The sequence below is a fragment of the Anaeromyxobacter dehalogenans 2CP-C genome (assembly GCF_000013385.1).
GTDB classification, from domain to species: Bacteria; Myxococcota; Myxococcia; order Myxococcales; family Anaeromyxobacteraceae; genus Anaeromyxobacter; species Anaeromyxobacter dehalogenans_B.
In genome coordinates this window covers 3,722,265-3,738,268 of record NC_007760.1, presented here as the reverse complement: position 1 = coordinate 3,738,268, position 16,004 = coordinate 3,722,265, and the positions used below count along the sequence as shown (strand labels likewise).

Annotated in this window: 17 protein-coding genes; 16 read left to right on the top strand and 1 reads right to left on the bottom strand. The window is 70.4% G+C overall.

The window, feature by feature from the left end; all coding sequences use genetic code 11:
• Window positions 1–9: 9 nt before the first annotated feature.
• The 9 genes from ADEH_RS16845 (at window position 10) to ADEH_RS16805 (ending at window position 7,869) form a co-directional block, all read left to right on the top strand.
• Window positions 10–1,158, top strand: a complete 1,149-nt coding sequence (locus ADEH_RS16845; protein WP_011422316.1) for an AAA family ATPase — start codon at window positions 10–12, stop codon at window positions 1,156–1,158.
• A 69-nt stretch (window positions 1,159–1,227) separates the two neighbouring features.
• A complete protein-coding gene (locus ADEH_RS16840; protein ID WP_011422315.1) occupies window positions 1,228–2,520 on the top strand; it encodes a vWA domain-containing protein in 1,293 nt (430 codons plus the stop codon).
• Window positions 2,521–2,755: 235 nt separating this feature from the next.
• A complete protein-coding gene (locus tag ADEH_RS23155; RefSeq protein WP_157061384.1) occupies window positions 2,756–2,923 on the top strand; it encodes a hypothetical protein in 168 nt (55 codons plus the stop codon).
• Window positions 2,924–3,038: 115 nt separating this feature from the next.
• Window positions 3,039–3,260 (top strand): hypothetical protein, encoded by a 222-nt coding sequence (locus ADEH_RS23025; protein WP_041453635.1) that lies wholly within the window; start codon window positions 3,039–3,041, stop codon window positions 3,258–3,260.
• Window positions 3,261–3,529: 269 nt separating this feature from the next.
• On the top strand, window positions 3,530–4,012 hold the full coding sequence (locus ADEH_RS16825) for a hypothetical protein (RefSeq protein ID WP_011422313.1): 483 nt from the start codon (window positions 3,530–3,532) through the stop codon (window positions 4,010–4,012).
• 11 nt (window positions 4,013–4,023) lie between these two features.
• Entirely contained in the window at window positions 4,024–4,635 is a 612-nt protein-coding gene (locus ADEH_RS16820; RefSeq protein WP_011422312.1) for a JAB domain-containing protein, read from the top strand.
• A gap of 176 nt (window positions 4,636–4,811) precedes the next feature.
• A complete protein-coding gene (locus ADEH_RS16815) occupies window positions 4,812–5,891 on the top strand; it encodes a hypothetical protein (protein WP_041453634.1) in 1,080 nt (359 codons plus the stop codon).
• A 68-nt stretch (window positions 5,892–5,959) separates the two neighbouring features.
• Complete coding sequence (locus ADEH_RS16810) at window positions 5,960–7,210, top strand: hypothetical protein (protein WP_157061383.1); 1,251 nt, start codon at window positions 5,960–5,962, stop codon at window positions 7,208–7,210.
• A gap of 323 nt (window positions 7,211–7,533) precedes the next feature.
• Entirely contained in the window at window positions 7,534–7,869 is a 336-nt protein-coding gene (locus tag ADEH_RS16805; protein WP_011422309.1) for a hypothetical protein, read from the top strand.
• 47 nt (window positions 7,870–7,916) lie between these two features.
• Here the strand turns inward: ADEH_RS16805 and ADEH_RS16800 are convergent, their stop codons facing one another.
• The gene (locus tag ADEH_RS16800; RefSeq protein WP_011422308.1) at window positions 7,917–8,987 is read right to left on the bottom strand and encodes a hypothetical protein; all 1,071 of its coding nucleotides are present in this window, start codon (window positions 8,985–8,987) and stop codon (window positions 7,917–7,919) included.
• A gap of 492 nt (window positions 8,988–9,479) precedes the next feature.
• Between ADEH_RS16800 and ADEH_RS16795 the strand changes: the two genes are divergently transcribed.
• The 7 genes from ADEH_RS16795 to ADEH_RS16765 all read left to right on the top strand — a co-directional run bounded on the left by ADEH_RS16795 (window position 9,480) and on the right by ADEH_RS16765 (window position 15,997).
• On the top strand, window positions 9,480–9,743 hold the full coding sequence (locus ADEH_RS16795; protein ID WP_157061382.1) for a hypothetical protein: 264 nt from the start codon (window positions 9,480–9,482) through the stop codon (window positions 9,741–9,743).
• Window positions 9,715–10,035, top strand: coding sequence for a hypothetical protein (locus tag ADEH_RS16790; protein WP_011422305.1), 321 nt, complete (start codon window positions 9,715–9,717; stop codon window positions 10,033–10,035). The genes ADEH_RS16795 and ADEH_RS16790 overlap by 29 nt, the downstream gene beginning before the upstream one ends.
• Window positions 10,036–10,065: 30 nt before the next feature.
• Entirely contained in the window at window positions 10,066–10,401 is a 336-nt protein-coding gene (locus ADEH_RS16785) for a hypothetical protein (protein WP_011422304.1), read from the top strand.
• Window positions 10,398–12,983 (top strand): type IV secretory pathway VirB4 components-like, encoded by a 2,586-nt coding sequence (locus ADEH_RS16780; protein WP_011422303.1) that lies wholly within the window; start codon window positions 10,398–10,400, stop codon window positions 12,981–12,983. The genes ADEH_RS16785 and ADEH_RS16780 overlap by 4 nt, the downstream gene beginning before the upstream one ends.
• A gap of 9 nt (window positions 12,984–12,992) precedes the next feature.
• Window positions 12,993–13,916, top strand: coding sequence for a hypothetical protein (locus ADEH_RS16775; RefSeq protein ID WP_011422302.1), 924 nt, complete (start codon window positions 12,993–12,995; stop codon window positions 13,914–13,916).
• 50 nt (window positions 13,917–13,966) lie between these two features.
• Window positions 13,967–15,232, top strand: coding sequence for a hypothetical protein (locus tag ADEH_RS23020; RefSeq protein WP_157061381.1), 1,266 nt, complete (start codon window positions 13,967–13,969; stop codon window positions 15,230–15,232).
• A gap of 99 nt (window positions 15,233–15,331) precedes the next feature.
• On the top strand, window positions 15,332–15,997 hold the full coding sequence (locus tag ADEH_RS16765) for a hypothetical protein (RefSeq protein WP_157061380.1): 666 nt from the start codon (window positions 15,332–15,334) through the stop codon (window positions 15,995–15,997).
• The last annotated feature ends 7 nt before the right edge of the window (window positions 15,998–16,004 follow it).

The following is a 16,004-nucleotide window of genomic DNA, read 5'->3' as shown; positions in this document are numbered from 1 at the left end:
AAGAACGCCATGACCACGTCCGCACATGCCAAGCTGCTGCAGCTTCGTTCGGAGCTCCTCGCTCGTTTCCCGGAGCGCCGCGACGTCATCGAAGGCGCCCTCGCCGCCGTGCTCGCCGGCGAGCACGTCCTACTCCTCGGGCCGCCGGGAACGGCGAAGAGCGCCCTCGTCCGCGCGATCGCGCAGGCGTTCGGCGGGAGCTACTTTGAGCGGCTCCTCACCAAGTTCTCGACGCCCGAGGAGCTGTTCGGCCCGATCAGCCTGAAGGCCCTCGAGCAGGACCACTACCAGCGCGTCACCGCGGGGAAGCTGCCCGAGGCGGAGTTCGCCTTCGTCGACGAGGTCTTCAAGGCGAACTCGGCCATCCTGAATTCGCTCCTCACGGCGATGAACGAGCGGCTCTTCCACAACGACGGGTCGCCCATGCAGATGCCGCTCGTCGCGCTCTTCGGCGCGTCGAACGAGCTGCCGGACGGGAAGGAGCTCGAGGCGCTCTTCGACCGGTTCCTCCTCCGGTTCGACGTGCAGTACCTCCTGCGGCCGAGCAGCTTCCGCGCCGTCCTGCTCGCGCCGGAGCCGACCTGCTCCTCCGCGCTGACCATGCCCGAGCTCCGCCAGGCGCAGGGCGACGCCGCGCGGGTGAAGGTCACCGACGAGACCGTCCAGGCGCTCATCGCGATCCGGGACGGCTGCCGCGCCGAGGGCATCGTCGCGTCCGACCGTCGCTGGAAGAAGACGCTCAAGGTCGTCCAGGCGGCGACGTGGCTCGCCGGAGAGGCCGCGACCACCCCGGAGGACCTCCTCGTCCTCACGCACGCGCTCTGGCGCGAGCCGAAGGAGCACGCGAAGGTCGCCCAGATCGTCGGACAGCTCGCGGACCCGGTGAGCGCCAAGGCCGCCGAGGTCCTCGACGCCGCGCGCGAGACCGCCGCGCGGGTCGCCGCGCTCCGGACGTCCGATCGGAAGAGCTACCTCGCCCAGGCGGCGCAGGCGCTCGAGGAGTTCAAGGCGCAGCAGCAGAAACTCCGCGAGCTCACGAGCGGTGCCGGTCCGCGCGCCAAGGCGGCGCTCGGGGACGCGGACCAGGAGATCGCGCAGCTCCACTACGAACTGGCGCGGGCGGTGAGCGCCGGGCTCGGGCTCGCGTCCGCGCGTTGACGCGCGGGCCCGCCGCGGCCGCCGCCCTGTCGGGCGGCCGCGGACGGGCCGCCGGGACCCGGAGGTCACATGAAACGTCTCCTGTTCGACGTCTCGCGGTGGCACCTCATGCTGCACCGCGAACACCGCCAGATGCCGCGCGCGCAGGAGCGCGACGCGCCGCAGCTGCGGCTCGAGGACGAGCTGTTCGAGCGGCTCTACACCGGCGAGGGCGAGCGGCTGGCCCCGAGCCGGGTGAATGCCGCGCTCCGCCCGTGGGCGGAGCGCGTGCACTCGACCTGCGACGCGCTGCCGTCGTTCGCGAGGCTGTCCGCGGAGTGCCGCGGCGACGCCGCGGCCTCCGCGGCGGCGGTCGAGGCCATCGTGCGCGAGCTGAACCTGCCTCCGCCCGACGAGCCGCCGCCGGCTGCGCCGGGCGTCGGCAAGGATCCGTTGCGGCGCCCGCTCGCCGCCGCGTGCGCGGCGGCGGCGCGCGCGGTCGCGGAGCTGCGCGACGCGGCCGAGGGGCTCGCGCACGTCGCGTTCAGAGGGGGACTGCTCCCGGGAACGGGCACGGCGGACGGCGTGCCGCGGGAGCAGGGCGCGGTGAGGTCGCTCGCCGCGCGGCTCAAGGGCGACGAGCGCCTCCGGCGCATCGCCGCCCTCGCCGGCCGCTTCAAGCGCATCGCGGCGGCGAAGCGCCGCCACCGCGTGAAGCACGGCGCAGACGAGGTGACCGACGTCGAGCAGGGCGCGGACCTGGGCCGGGCGCTGCCGGTGGAGCTCGCGAAGCTGTCGCACCGGCTCCTGCGGCTCGACTTCCTGCGCGCTCTCCTCGAGGGCCGGTCCCTCCAGTACCGGCTCGAGGGGACGGCGACCCTCGGGAAGGGGCCGCTCGTGGTCCTCCTCGACAAGAGCGGTTCGATGGACGGGCCGCGGGACGTGTGGGCAACGGCGGTCGCGCTCGCGCTCCTCGACCAGGCGCAGCGCGAACGACGGACGTTCGCGCTGCTGGGTTTCGACGCGCGCGTGAAGTTCGAGGCGGTCGTGAAGCCGTCCGAGGCACTCCCCGAGGACGGGCTCTTCGTCTCCTGCTGCGGAGGGACCGAGATCGCGGCCGCGGTGCGCCGCGGCCTCGAGATCATCCGGACGCACCCGGGCGCGCTCGGCAAGGCGGACCTCGTGCTCGTCACAGACGGCGGCTCGGACGCGAGCGAGGCGGGCGCGTTTCGGGAGAGCGCCGCCGCGCTCGGCGTCACGATCCTCGGGCTCGGGATCGGTGTCGAGCGGGAGTGGCTCGTCCCGTGGTGCGACGAGGTCCACGCGGTCACCGACCTCTCGACCGCCGACGACCCGAGCGCGACCGCCCTGTTCGCGGCGTAGCGACGGGGCGGCGCCGGCTGGCCAGCGCGTCTCCAGGCGCGCGCGGGGGTTCGCCTTACGACCGCCGCCGCTCCGCCGGGCACGGCCCGCGCCAGCTCGCGAACAGCCTCGCCGTCACGGGCCGGCAGGGCGGATCGCCGGCCACGGCGAACCCCTGCGCGCTCGCGGGCTGCACCGCGCCGCCCGTGCCGGGCGAGGCGGCGCGGTGCCGCCCACCACAGGGAGACGCGTTCACATGGCCAGCCTCATCCAGACCGACCCGCTGCACCTCGAGATCGAGCAGGAGTTCGGCGACCTGCAGCTCGAGCTCGTCCACTGCGAGCTGTGCGGCGACTACCACCCGCCCGAGCTGCACCTCACGCGCGCGACGCTCTTCGACGACGACGAGCCCGCGGACGCGTGAACCGCGGCCGGAGCCGCCCGGCGACGGGCGGCTCCTCCAGTCCTCGACGGTCGGCACCGCGCCGCCGCTCCCGGTGAGCGGCGCGGTGCCGCGTCCAGCTAAAGGAGCCGAAACGATGAACCGGATCGCGACGAACCTCCTGCAGGAGCAGCTCTCACTCGCGCGACGCATTCTGCAGCCGCAGCCGGACGGTCAGGAGATCGGGGTCGAGGACGTCCTGCGCCTCGCCTCCGTGACGATCGAGCTGCACCGGAAGGTCTCCAGCGGGACGCCGCTTCCCTCGGTGTGGCTGGGCGGGACGCTCCGGGCATCGGGCGAGATCGCGCGCCGATCCTGAGCTCGCACCCAGGCGACCTGGGTCGCATCTGCCGCCGCCGGGCTCCACCGCGGCAGCTCCCAGGAGCGACGCCGGTCGGCGGCTAACGACGCCTCGGGCGTCGGGAGCGCCCGTCGCGCCGGCGCGCGCAAGAGGCGCGCTCGCCGTCACGCCGGGCGACACGCCCGCCGCTTCGGCAACGCCGCCGCCCGTCGCCGCGGGGCCGGCACCGCCCCGCCCGTGTCGGGCGAGGCGGCGCGGTGCCGCCCCCACTCACAGGAGCTGCCACGATGAAGCCCTTCACGGTCCTCGGTTACAGCGCGAACGACGAGGTCTTCTGCCCCGCGTGCCTCCGGTCCACCACGGGACTCGGGCCGGCGGACACCGACTACAACGGCCATCCGATCCTTCCGCTGTACGCCGCGGACACGACGGTCCAGGAGGAGTGCTGCACGTACTGCGGAGCGGCGCTCCTCGACCTGCGGCTGGTCGCCGAGGCCGAGCGGGGGAAGGCCGAGCCGGCGTTCCACGTCGAGAAGACCCGGCACCACGGACCCCAGCCGGCGCTCCGGTTCGACCGGAAGCCGCCGGAGGAGATTCGGACGGAGCTGAAGCGGGCCGGGTGGCGGTGGGACCCGGTCGCCCAGCTCTGGTGGTGGCCGAAGGGCGCGCCGGTTCCGGTGCCGGCCTCGCTGAACCTCCCGCCCGTGCCGGCGAAGGTCGTCGCGCGGCCGCCCACCATCCGCCGCGGCGCGCCCCGGGCGCAGGCGTAGGGGAGGCCGCCATGGCCAAGGACCTGCTCCGTGAGCGGCTCCTGATGGACGGACCGCGGGCGCTCTCCGATGTCGAGCTTCTCACCATGCTCGGCGCCGGCGGCGCCGCCAGCCGCCCCGTACCCGAGCTCGCGTGGCTCACCGTCGCCGAGCTTCGCCGGCTCGGGGTCGGCGAGGCGCGGGCGGCGGCGCTCGCCGCGGCGTTCGAGCTCGGCCGCCGGGGAGCCTGGGCGCCGCCGAAGCGCGGCGAGCGGTGCCTCGACCCAGGTCGCGTCTACGAGCTGATGCGGCCGCTCGCGCACGCGCCGGTGGAGGAGTTCCACGTCGTGTTGCTCGACGTGCGCGGGCGGCTCATCCGGACCGAGCGCGTGGCGCAGGGCTCGGTCTCACAGTGCCCGGTCAGCCCGCGGGATACGCTCCGCGTCGCCGTGCGCGAGGGCGCGCACGGCGTGGTCTTCGTGCACAATCACCCATCCGGCGATCCATCCGCGAGTGTCGAGGACGCGGATCTGACGGAGCGGCTGACAGCCGCGGCCGAGCTGGTCGGAGTGGTGGCGAGAGACCACGTCATCGTCGCGACCGGGGGGTACTTCTCATTCGTTCAGGCCGGCCGGTGGCGGTAGGTGCGTGACTGTGTGAAGGACCCCGTCGACGGCACTGCGGTACGCGGCTGTGAGTACCGCGACCGCGCGACAAAGCCTTCACATGATGCGGTCCACCCCAAGTGGTAGATTACCGTGCGGCCGAGTTACTTAGGGCAACAAAGGAGGGGAGTGCGTTGATCGCTCGCATTGCTTGGATGAGCGTCTTGTACGTCGCACTTGTTATTCCGATGTATGTCAGCGCCGACGAAGCTTTAGTTGAGGCAAGCGCGAGCGCAGAACCCGAATCAACGCCCTCGGGCAAGGTCGTCGTCGAAGAACTGCAGCGCCGCGTCTCGACCGGCGCCATCGATGCGGCCCTTGATCTGCTATCGGAAACAGCGCCGAGCGAAGAGCGGGACGCCGGTATGGCGATTCTGGTGGCGTCCCCCGCTTATCAATCTCGCTACCGCAAGCAGCAGGAATTGCAGCGCCGGGCGCTGGAGGCGGCTCGAGCCGGGAAGATCGATATTGCTCGAGCTCTGTTCGGTGCCGCCAGTGTTATCAGAACTGCGTCCGCACTCGACGAGCAGGGCCTAACGGATGCGATAGCGTCGTTGGAAGTCCCTGACCTCACTCCGCCGCCTGGAGCGACCAGTTCGCAGATGACTCTCAACAAGTTCGCTCCACGATGGGCGAATGTTATGGCCGGACGAGAGGATCTGGACTTCGAACTCGCCGAGTACGCGAAGAGCATCGCACGCGAGAAGCTCTGTGGTTCGTATCTTGATCCCTTCGAGCGGGCGGACTGCGCGAAGTATCAGCAGGTACTGCGAAAGGCAATCAACGAAGGATTCCGCCGTAGGGTGCTCGTGGGGCGTCCGCGCGTATTCGGCGAGTACACCATCGAAGCGGCCAAATGGAAGATGTCGGTTCCCCTGAACGGATTCGGCGACCAAATGTTCGGTATCGGGAGCCCCTTTCAGTTGGAGACGCCAAAAGTGTGCAGGATGTTCTGCGGCGGAACTATGCTTTGCCAGGAGCGGGAGCGCGTGGAACGCTTTACCATTGCAATGCCGGCGTCGGAGGCGCGAGGCGTTGTCAAGACGTATCCGGACAGGTTCACGGCCACAGTCGCCGCGGAGATAGTCCGAGAAGGGGCGCACCGTCTCACGAGTTGCGGTAGCAATTTCGAAGCGCCGACAGCATCTCTTCGCCCGTTCTATGTCTACCGGATTATCGGTGTGAGGGTTACGGACGGTGCGGAGCAGGTTTGGGCAACGGGAATCTACAAGTAGCGCGAGCAATCGGCTCGTGAGGGGCGCGCACGATGACGTGTAGCCGCGCAGTTGTCGGATGTGGTGCTTTGAGATCGGCGCTGTTCTGGCTCGGGCTTGTTCTTATGACCGGGTGTGGGAAGAAGCCGGAACAAGTTGTCGCAGCTTATCTGGATTCCCCGCGCTGGGAGGACAAGGCGCGCTTCGTTCTGGATTCCGAGCGAGTGGCGCCGCTCATGGAACGCCATTACGGGGACTCCGGGTCGCAGCCTAATCCCAATGTTCGCCGCGAGGTTCGTCCTTCGGGCGGGACGGATGTCCCCGTGGGCGAGTGGACGACCGTTGAGGTTGTGTGGACGGGGAAGAACGGGTTCGGGGTCGAAGTATCTGACAACGCGTTCTACGAGCTTCAGCGGACGGCAGACGGTTACAGGATCGATTGGGAAGCGTCTGTCGGGTACAACCCGATTTCCTGGGAAGAGCTAAAGGCAAAGCGCCCCAGCACGGCCATGGTGCTTAGGATCACGGGCCAGCTCGATGACTATTACAACTACGAGTTCCGAGGTGGCCGGGAGCATTTTTGGAGTATTCGGTTCCAGTTCGCGGACGAGCAGGGCTGGATGCATGCCTATGTCGATAAGCGCAGCGAGGCGGGGAAGAAGATTTTCGAATACATAAAGGATGGCAAGTACCGGTATCAGATGGCTGTCGTGGCTCGGTTTCTCCCGGGAAGCGAAGGCGAGAACATGGTGATTGACCGCCTTCTTGCGACCGGCTGGCGCATGAAGGACCCAGCGCCCTCTGTGCTGCCGCCAGATGCTGTTCCAGACGGCGCAGACCTTCGGGCGCGGGATCTGCTGCGCACGCTGAACGATCGCTGCACTGAGGCGGCTCGCGGGCCGATTTGGTATCGGCCCAGTTGCGAGTATAGCGTGGCGCATAATGCCTGCGAGGAGGAGGTCCTCCCCGCGGTTGTTGAGTGTCTTAGCGGCGACGTCGACCTCGCTCAGTTCGCGGGTTGCATGATCCCTCAGATGGAGCGCATCGGTGCTCGGCTGGACGATGTTTGTGCGACGGCCGGCACTGCGCAGGTCGCTACGCGGCGTTTCGGGTCTCAATTCGCGCAGGCGGTCAAGATGTCGGTCGAGGTGTGCTCACGAGCGGCCGCAGACCCAACCTGCCCGTCCGCGCAGGTGGAAAAGGCGTGCACCGCCGAAGCGGCGAAGGCTCTTCGCGGCTGCTTGTCGGCCAAGGACGGGTTCGCGGGGTGCATGCTGGCCCGCGTGCGGAGTGCTGCGGTTGGCGCACGAGCGCTTTGCGGCACGGGAACCAAAATCTAGGCCGCAAGCCGCTGTCGTTCGAGTACGCGGTCCCGGGCGGCTCCGGCGGTTCGGCGCACGACTCCTCGAGGCCGACGCGGGGTCAGCGTGCCGGGGCTCGTGGCGCCGCCTTCGGCCTTTGACGTATGGGGTGGTGGAGGGCTGAGCGTGGCGTCAGGCCCCCTCGTCAAGGCCTGTCGCCTACGTGTGCCGAGTCCTGAAGCCGAGCGCCGAACCGGGTTTCCGATGGCGAGACCTGGCGCTGTCTGGCATAGTTCAGACGGACGCATGTGCAAACGTCTGTCGGCCAGAAGGCCGGCTCCACGCGTGCGACGAGGGCGACGATGGCCAAGGAGAAGGTGGGGCGCGAGGATCCGTTCCAGAGCACCGAGAAGGTCATGCAGACGTTCCGCATGACCCGGGAGCTGGTAGCGTTCCTCAAGACCGAGGCCTCGGCGAAGGGCCTTGACCTCACGGCGTACGTGAACCGGCTGCTCGAGGGCGTGCGAACCTGGTTCGGCCTGCCGGACGCCGCCTCCCACCTCCTCGAGGCGGACCGGGAGGCCCTGAACATGGGGCGGTACGAGTACATCCTGCACGTCCTGTTTCAGCGGAGCCTGGAACTGCGCGAGAAGGGGCCGGGCTTCGACGCGCCTGGCGCGGAGAAGAAGAAGCGATAGACGCGAATGCGAACGCGACCGTTCGGCCGCTTCGCGCGTTGCCGGCCTTACGATTTCCAGTACCTTTCCTGAGCCCGCAGAACTGACTCGGGGTTCTCCCGGCGGTGCCGCTTCATCTTCTCGGCGGTGCGGCAGCGATCGTTGCAGAACCGACGCGAGTCCTTGGCATCCGGCGGCAACGGTGCGAGGCAGTGCAGGCACCGCTTCTCGCCCTGCAGCCGCGCCCACGTGTGCAGGTAGTCCTCGACGCGCTGGCGCTCCCATGCCGCCCCGTACTCACGGGGCGTCATCGTGCGCGTCGAGACGACCTTGTCGCCGTTCAGCACGAACCCATCGACTCGGACGAGCGGCGGCGTCGGCGGATCCGCCTGTGCCGAGGCGTGGCGGATGGTCCAGTCCCAGTCGATCTGTGCCGGGTCGAAGGTCGCATCGGGGCCGATCTGGTGCTCCCGGAAGTGCACGGTCGGGCTGTAACCTGCCCGCAGCTTCGCGCGGTCGCCCTCGACCATCATCAACGTGACGATGTCGTTTTGCGCCCGGACGCGATAGGCGTACTTCGCCACATCCTCGCGGCGACGCTCGGGGAGACCGTCACGCCGCCACTTCCGGACGACGGCCAGGATCTTCTCGTCCTCCGCGATTTCGGGGGTAAGGTCGACGGGGTTCCCGTCCTTGTCCCACCGCTTCGATCCCTTCAGCCCCTCGACCCTGTCGGCGAGGTGAGCTTCGAGCACCTCAAGATCGTCATCGCTGTAGTCGGTGTCGGTCGTGACTGCGTCGATGGTGGCCTCCTCGAGATACGCGGCCAGCCTCAACTCCGCGTTCGACCACCCCTCACGCTCCAGCCGCACGAACAGCCCGACACGGGAGGGGACGTACAGGGGCGCGCCCAGCTCGTCGGGCGTGCCGGGCCGCGGCACGAGCGGGAACCAGCCCTCGGCCGCCTTCTTCTGCAGGAGCTCGACGGTGCACGTCTCGCCGGTCTCGCTGGTCACTGCCGACCACAGCTGGTCGAGCGACAGGAGGGCGTTCCTGTCGAATACGGCGAACCTCACAGGTCCGCCGAGAACGTCCTTGCTCGCCTCGAACCACGCATCCACCACCGTAACGTCGATCATGTCGGGGGCGCTCCTTTCCGCCCGACGCGACGATGCGCGTGCCGCGACAGCCATTCTACGGTCATCAGGATGACCGGAACCGCAAGTGCTCGGCGTGACGGCGTTTTCGGGGACGCTGCCGCCGCAGCGCCGCGGCTCCCTGCGCGGTGCTTGTACTTGTAGGGCCCCGATGGCGCTCGGCGGGGCCCGGCGAGTTCCCGCTCGTCGCCCGCCGCGTTGCCCGGGTCCGGTGTGCAGAGGGCGTCCGCGCCACAGCGCGCTCCAGGCTCCGTTTGGAGCCCGTAGGCTGGACCACCTTGCGTAGTGCCCATCCATGCCATATGACATACAAACGACAGGCGAACAGGAGCTAGTGCGATGTCGAGCCGGCTAATCACTCAGGAAGCTAATGCTCCTCTCGCAGGGGTGGCTCGGCTTCGCCGCTTGCGCCGACTCCCGACCCGCGCGCTTGCGGTGTTTGGGGTCCTGCTCGCTGCGGCCGCGGTTCCAGCGGTGATCTCGCTCTCCGGCGCGCTCGTCGAGGGACATCCCGGCCGCTGGTCAGCGCTTCTCACCGCGCTGCAAGTGGCCGCCGCCTGCGTGGCCTTCGCCGCGGTGCTCGCGTTCGAGCCCCCGCGCTCCGCCTCACCGTTCGCCTACGCGCGCCAGCTGCGCGCCCGGTTCCTCGAGCTTCAATCCACGTACGACGCCGACTTCCGGCGCCGCCCAGAGGGGAAGGAGAAGGAAGATGACCTCGAAGTCCCGCCCGAACCGTGATCTCGCCGGCCGCTTGGCGCTCGCCGCCCAGTTGGCCCTCGTCCTCGTCCTGGCGGCTGCGCCCGAGCTCGCCCTCGCGCAGAGCACGATGCCGGGGCAGCAGCTCCTGACGTTCGCGAAGAACTTCATCATCGCGCCCATCGCGCTCTTCGCGATCGTGATCTCGGGTGTCGCCGCGTTCATCCGGCCGGACCTCATCAAGACGACCGGCTACATCGCGATCATCGCGGTGATCCTCTACTTCCTGCTCGCGAACGCCGACCGCCTCATGCAGGCGATCCGCGCGGGCTGATCGCGCGCTCGAGCACGTCCGGAGCCCGCCATGCGCGCGCCCGTGTACCGGAACCTCGATTCGAGGAGCACCTTCCTCGGGCTCGTCTTCCCGACGGAGTGGATGGCCGTTCTTGGCGCCGGCTGGCTCGGGACGGCTCTCGGGGCGCCGAACATCGGCGCCGCGGCTGGCCTCGCCATCTACCTCGTCATTCGGATCGCTGGCTACGGCCGGCCCGAGGGCCACCTGCAGCACTGGGTCGCATGGCGCCTGCGGCAGCGCGTGGCGGCGGGCCGGCTCACGGCGGCGGCGCGGGCGCCGCTCCCGCGGTTCCCGTTCGGTCCGTACGACTGGCGCGACGAGTCGTCGCGCGGGGGCCGGTCGTGATCCGCGAGAGCCCGCTCGCGGGGCTCATCCCGCTCTGGCGAACCCTGCGCGAGGGCGGCGTGACCGCGCTCGTCACGCCCGCGCTCGACTACGTCGGCGGGCTCGAGCTCGGCACGCTCGACGTCCGGTTCGCCGGCGAGGATCAGATCGCCGGCATCGGCGAGGCGCTCCGGAGCCTTGTCGCCTCCCTCGACGACGAGACGACCCTCCACTTCATCCACCGGATCGAGGAGGGCGCCGAGGAGGACGTCCGCGAGTACGAAGGCATCGCCGCCGCAACGGACGCCGCGGCGCTGCGCGAGTACGTCGCGTCTCGCGCGCGCTGGCTCCGTACGCAGCGGCTCCGTCGCGCGCGCGTGTACGTCTTCTTCTCCGGTCCGGGCGGGCTGAAGCAGGGCATCGGGCGCGGGCTCCTGGGAGGAAAGCTCCTCTTCGGGAAGGCAACCCAGCTCACCGGCGCAGAGCACGCGCGGCGCCTCGGCCGGCTCGCGCAGCTCCGCGACCGCGTCGCCGCGCGCCTCGGCGCGGCGGGCATCCCGTCCCGGGAGCTCGATCTCGAGGACGTCTGGCGACTGCACTACGAGCTCCTGAACCCCACGCGGGCTCGCGCGGGCGCCGCGCCTCCCCGCGTCCGCCTCCGCGACACGCTGTGGTCCGACCAGGTAGTGAAGCGTGAGGGGCTCCACCTCGCCGAGTACACGGAGGCGGAGCAGCTCGCCCACGAGGATGTCGAGGACGGGCGCGGCCACCTCCGGCAGGGCGGGATCTGGCGGCGGGTCGCGACGCTGAAGGTGCTGCCGGAGGGCGGCACGGACTACTTCGCCTGCGAGCCGCTCCTCGGGCTCGCGACGGCGCGCGGCCCCCTCTCGTACACGCTCGCGGTCACCGTCCACGTACGCACGCAGAAGACGGCGCGGTGGCTCCTCAACAACCAGCACGCCTTGGTCGAGAGCCTCCGCGCCGTGATGCCCTTTCTGGATCGCCGCACCGTCGAGTCGGAGGAGGCGGACCAGGCCAAGCAGGAGGCGATCCGAGGGCTCTTCGAGGAACTCGCGGCGATGAGCACGAAGGTCGTCGCGCTCTCGGTGTCGCTCCTCCTCGAGGCGGGCTCGCTGGACGAGCTCGAGGCGGCCACCGAGGCGTCGCGGAGCGCCTTCGCCGCCGCCGGCAACTCCGAGCTCCTCGTCGAGGAGGTCACGCAGGTCCCGGCCCTGCTCTCGATGCTCCCGGGCGCGTGCCGGTACCAGCTCCGGAAGAAGGGCTGCACGAGCCGGAACGCGGCCGACTTCCTGCCCGTCTTCGCGCCCTGGCGCGGCAGCGCCCGGGCCTCGAGCGTGCTCCTCACGCCCACCGGCGAGGCGTTCCGGTTCGACCTCTTCGACAAGTCGAGCGGCGTGAACGCGCACCACGGGATCGTGGTCGCGGACACGGGCTCCGGAAAGAGCGTGACCCTCGGCGCGCTCACGCTCGACGCGCGGGCGGCTGGCGTCGAGGCGATCCTCATCGACAACGGGAAGTCCTGGAAGCCGCTCACGGAGCTCCTCGGCGGGGTGCACATCCCGGTCGACCTCTCGACGTCCATCTCACCGTTCCTCTCCTATTCCCAGCTCGCCGGCGAAGGGACCGAGATCTCGAACGAGGACATCGAGCACGTCGTCCAGTTCCTCGAGGTGTGCGTCGCCGACCGGACGCGGCCTCCCTTCGACAAGGTGGAGCGGGACGTGGTCGCCCGCGCGATCCGCTGGACCTACGAGACCCGCTTCCGGCAACGCCCGGAGGAGCCACCGCTCGTCGGCCAGTTCTCGGAGGGGCTCGCCACCCACGAGTGGACGCACCCGGACGATCGGGCGATCGCGGATGACCTCGTCCGACGCCTCGCCATCTTCTGCACCGGCATCTACGCCGACTTCTTGAACCGCCCATCGCAGCTCCGGTTCGACGCGCCGCTCCTCACGTTCGATCTCGCGAAGGTCTCCGAGAACGCCGGCACGAAGTCCGTCGCGATGGCGACCATCATCCAGGCGATCACGAACCGGGCGATGGCGCGCAGGACGCGCACGCTCGTCGAGGTCGACGAGGGGCACGAGTACCTCGGCGCCGACGACGCGACGGAGCGGTTCCTCGGCGGCTGCTACCGGAAGATGCGGAAGTACGACACCGCGATGTGGATGATCTCGCAGAACCTGAACGACTTCCTGGGGTCGCGGGTCGGACGCGAGGCGATCGTCGGGAACAGCACCATCCGGATCTTCCTCCGCCACCTCGCGGGGAAGCACCGCGCGGTGGTCGAGCACTTCGGCCTCTCGCCGCGCGCCGCCGCCGCGTTCGCCGGACTGGAGCTTAAGCCGGGCTGGTTCAGCGACTTCCTGCTCATGTACGGCGCGCGCACCGCGGTGGTGAGGCTCGCGCTCCACCCGCTCGCCTACTGGATCCTGACTACCGACAAGGAAGACCAGGACTTCCTCGCGCGCGCCGTCGCGAGGAACCCGTCCTACGACCGGCTCGCGCTGCTCCAGGAGCTCGCGGCCAGGTACCCCCACGGTGTCGTCGGCCGCGATCGGCCGAGCCGCCCCGCGGCGTGAGGAGGAGCCATGCGCGTCCGGATCTCTCGAAAGCTCGGCGTCGCGATCGTGCTGTCCGCCGGCGCGGTCCTCTACGCCGCGAGGGCGGCGGCGTTCATCGATCTCGGCGGCGACCTCATCCTGGCCGACATCCTCGCGAACACGACGAAGCAGCTCGCGGTCATGACCGAGAGCCTGTCCGAGCTGCGGAAGAGCTACGGGGAGGTGAAGCGCGTCGCCGCGTACGCCGACGACGCCGCCACCGCGGCGCGCTCGTTCCGGAACTTCTCCGCGCGCCGGTTCGGAGAGAGGTTCCGGCAAGACCTCGAGGCGGCCTATCCCGACCTCGAGCGCTTCCGGCGCGACGCCCTCGCTGCGAGCGGTATGGGCGCTAGCCCGTGGGCGCAGGGCACCGGGACTCTCCAGCAGCTCTCGAGCTACTGCCTCGCCGACGTGGCCGCGGGCCAGCCCGCGTGCGTGCAGCTCCGCAACGAGCTCGAGAACGCGAAGCTGCTCCGGGCGCTCGCGGCCACGTTCGGTCCGATGAGCGGCGCGGCGCAGGCGCGGGCGGTGGACGCCGAGGTCGCGGCGACCATCCGCGCCAGCGCGGCCGAGGCGCGCGCTGGCGACCTGCAGAAGGTCCGGCTTCGCGAGCTCCTGCGCCGGTGCAACGGGGCCTCGGAGCTCGGCGACGCGCACGAGGCGGCGCGGTTCGCGGAGGAGTGTCAGCTCGCGGCGCAGCAGGCGCAGGTGCTGCACCTCGAGGAGGGACAGGAGACGAACGTCCGGCTCGCCGAGATCGCGCGGCTCCAGGCGCTCGCGGTCGAGCAGAAGAACGCCGACCTGAAGCGCGAGCTCGCGGCACGGGAGGGACAGCGAGCCGCCCTCACCACCGGGCTCGAGTCGCTCGTGAACGAGCGCGTCCGGATCCGGACCGGAGGGGCCGAGCCGTGACGGCGCCAGCGTGCAGGTCGTCCCGGCGCCTGGCGTTCGGCGCGGTCGCCGTGCTCGCGCCGGCGCTGGCCTTCGCGGGCGACGCCGCCTCGACGAGAGACCTCGTCCTCGACTTCGAGCGGTCGGGCGTGCTCAAGGACCTCCTCGGCAAGACGCTCGCGGTCGCGCGGAGCTTCCTCTTCCTCTCGACCTTCCTTGCGTACACGATCGAGGCGTTCGGGAAGTCCCCGCTCGCAGTGCGCGACTACGCGGCCGTCACCTGGCGCGTCATCCTGGTGCTGCTCCTCCTGTGGAACTACCAGACGGTCTTCGGCGGAGTGATCGGGCTCCTCGACGGTCTCGAACGACAGGTTGCGCCGCCCTCGACCTGGAAGGCCTTCGTCCGGGAAGCGAGTGAGATGCGGAAGTCACTCGAGGACCTCGCCTCGAACGGTGAGCGTCCGGCGAGCACGGAGAGCGCAGGAAGCGACGCGGCCGAGCCGTCGGGGATCACGGCGTGGGTGTACGACGCGCTCATCGCCTGCATCCAGCTCGTCGCGGAGGCGGCCGTGTTCCTCGTGAACTGGCTGTCCCGCATCCTCACCGCGACGCTCTTCGTGATCGGGCCGCTCGCCCTCGTGGCGGGGATCCCGCGGGTGAGCAGCACCGGCACGCGGTGGTTCGTCCGGTTCGTCACGATCGCGAGCTGGCCCGTGTTCTCCGGGGTCCTCCTCTCGGTCCTCGTGACGGTCGCGGCACAGGGCGCTGCCCGGCGCACGTACCTCGAGTGCCTGGTCGCGGCCCTCGTGATGCTCGTGACTGCGCTCGCGACGCCGCTCCTCGCGAGCCACGTGATCGGCGGCGCGCTCGACAACGCGACCTCGCACGGCTGGGGCTCCGCGAAGGCGGCTCACCACGACGCCGTTCGTCCGGTCCTCAGGCTCGCGACCGGCGCCGCTGGCCGCGTCGTCGCGGTGGGCACGGCAGCGGCCCACGCGATCTCCGGTGGCGGGAGCGCCCCCGGTGGCGGACCGGGAACGAGCAGTGGGGGAGGAGGGGCGGGCGGTGGCGCTGGCGGCGCACGGGCAGGAGGCGGCGGGAGCGGCGGAGCCGTGTCGAACCCGCCCGGCGGAGGCGCACAGCTGCGGGGCGGCGTTCGCCGCGGCCGCGCGGGACAGGCACCCGGGGCCACCGCGGCAGCGGCATCGGCCGCTCCCGCGACCAAAGCCGAGCAAGGAGGCGTGGTCGCGAACCCACCCGCCCCGCCGGAGCCGCCTCGCCAGGCGGCGGCGCGGTCGGAGAAGGGCGGCACTCCGCAAGGCGGCAAAGGCGCGTAGCGACCGGAAGGCGATCGGATGGAGGGACGAGCCGTGGTGAGGACGAGCATGCAGGATCCGCGACCGCCGGGGTCCCCGCCCGCAGTGTGGGCGGCGTTCGTGGCGCAGAACGCATGGAAGAGCTGGACCATCGTCGCGCTGCTCACCGTCGTCGTCCTCCAGTGCATCGCGCTCGCGCGCCTCGCGAGCCGCCCGCCGGAGTTCGTCATGGTGGACGCGAACGGCCGGTCGACGCCGGTGCGGCGTTCCGTCGCAACCGACGCCCTTTTGCGTTTCCTCGCCGACCGGACGCGCCCGCCCGACGCGGCGATCGTGCGGTTCACGAGAGACTTCCTGCACCTCGCCCTGGGGCTCAACTCGAGCACGATCGCCGCGAACTGGCCGGCCGCGCTGACGATGATGGCCCCCGAGCTGCGCGAGCGGATCGCCAAGGAATCCGCCGCGAAACGGCTCGTCGAGACGTACCGCCTCGCGCAGCGGGGGACGGAGCTCTCGTTCGACGAGATCGTCGTGGAGGACCAGACGCCGACGCACGTCGTCGTGCGCGCGACCCTCACGCGCCGATCGTTTCCGCTCGTCGAGGGTGGGGGCGCGCCGGAGACCGATCGGGTCCGGGTCGAGCTCCTGGAGCGTGTCGTACCCCCCACGATGGACTGCCCGGATGGGCTCGAAGTGCAGGAATGGCGGCTCGTTCCCTTCGCGCTCAGCGAAAATGGTGCCGCGCAGGACGGCGAAGAACGGGAGGCGTCCCGTGACCAGAGGTAGCCCAGCG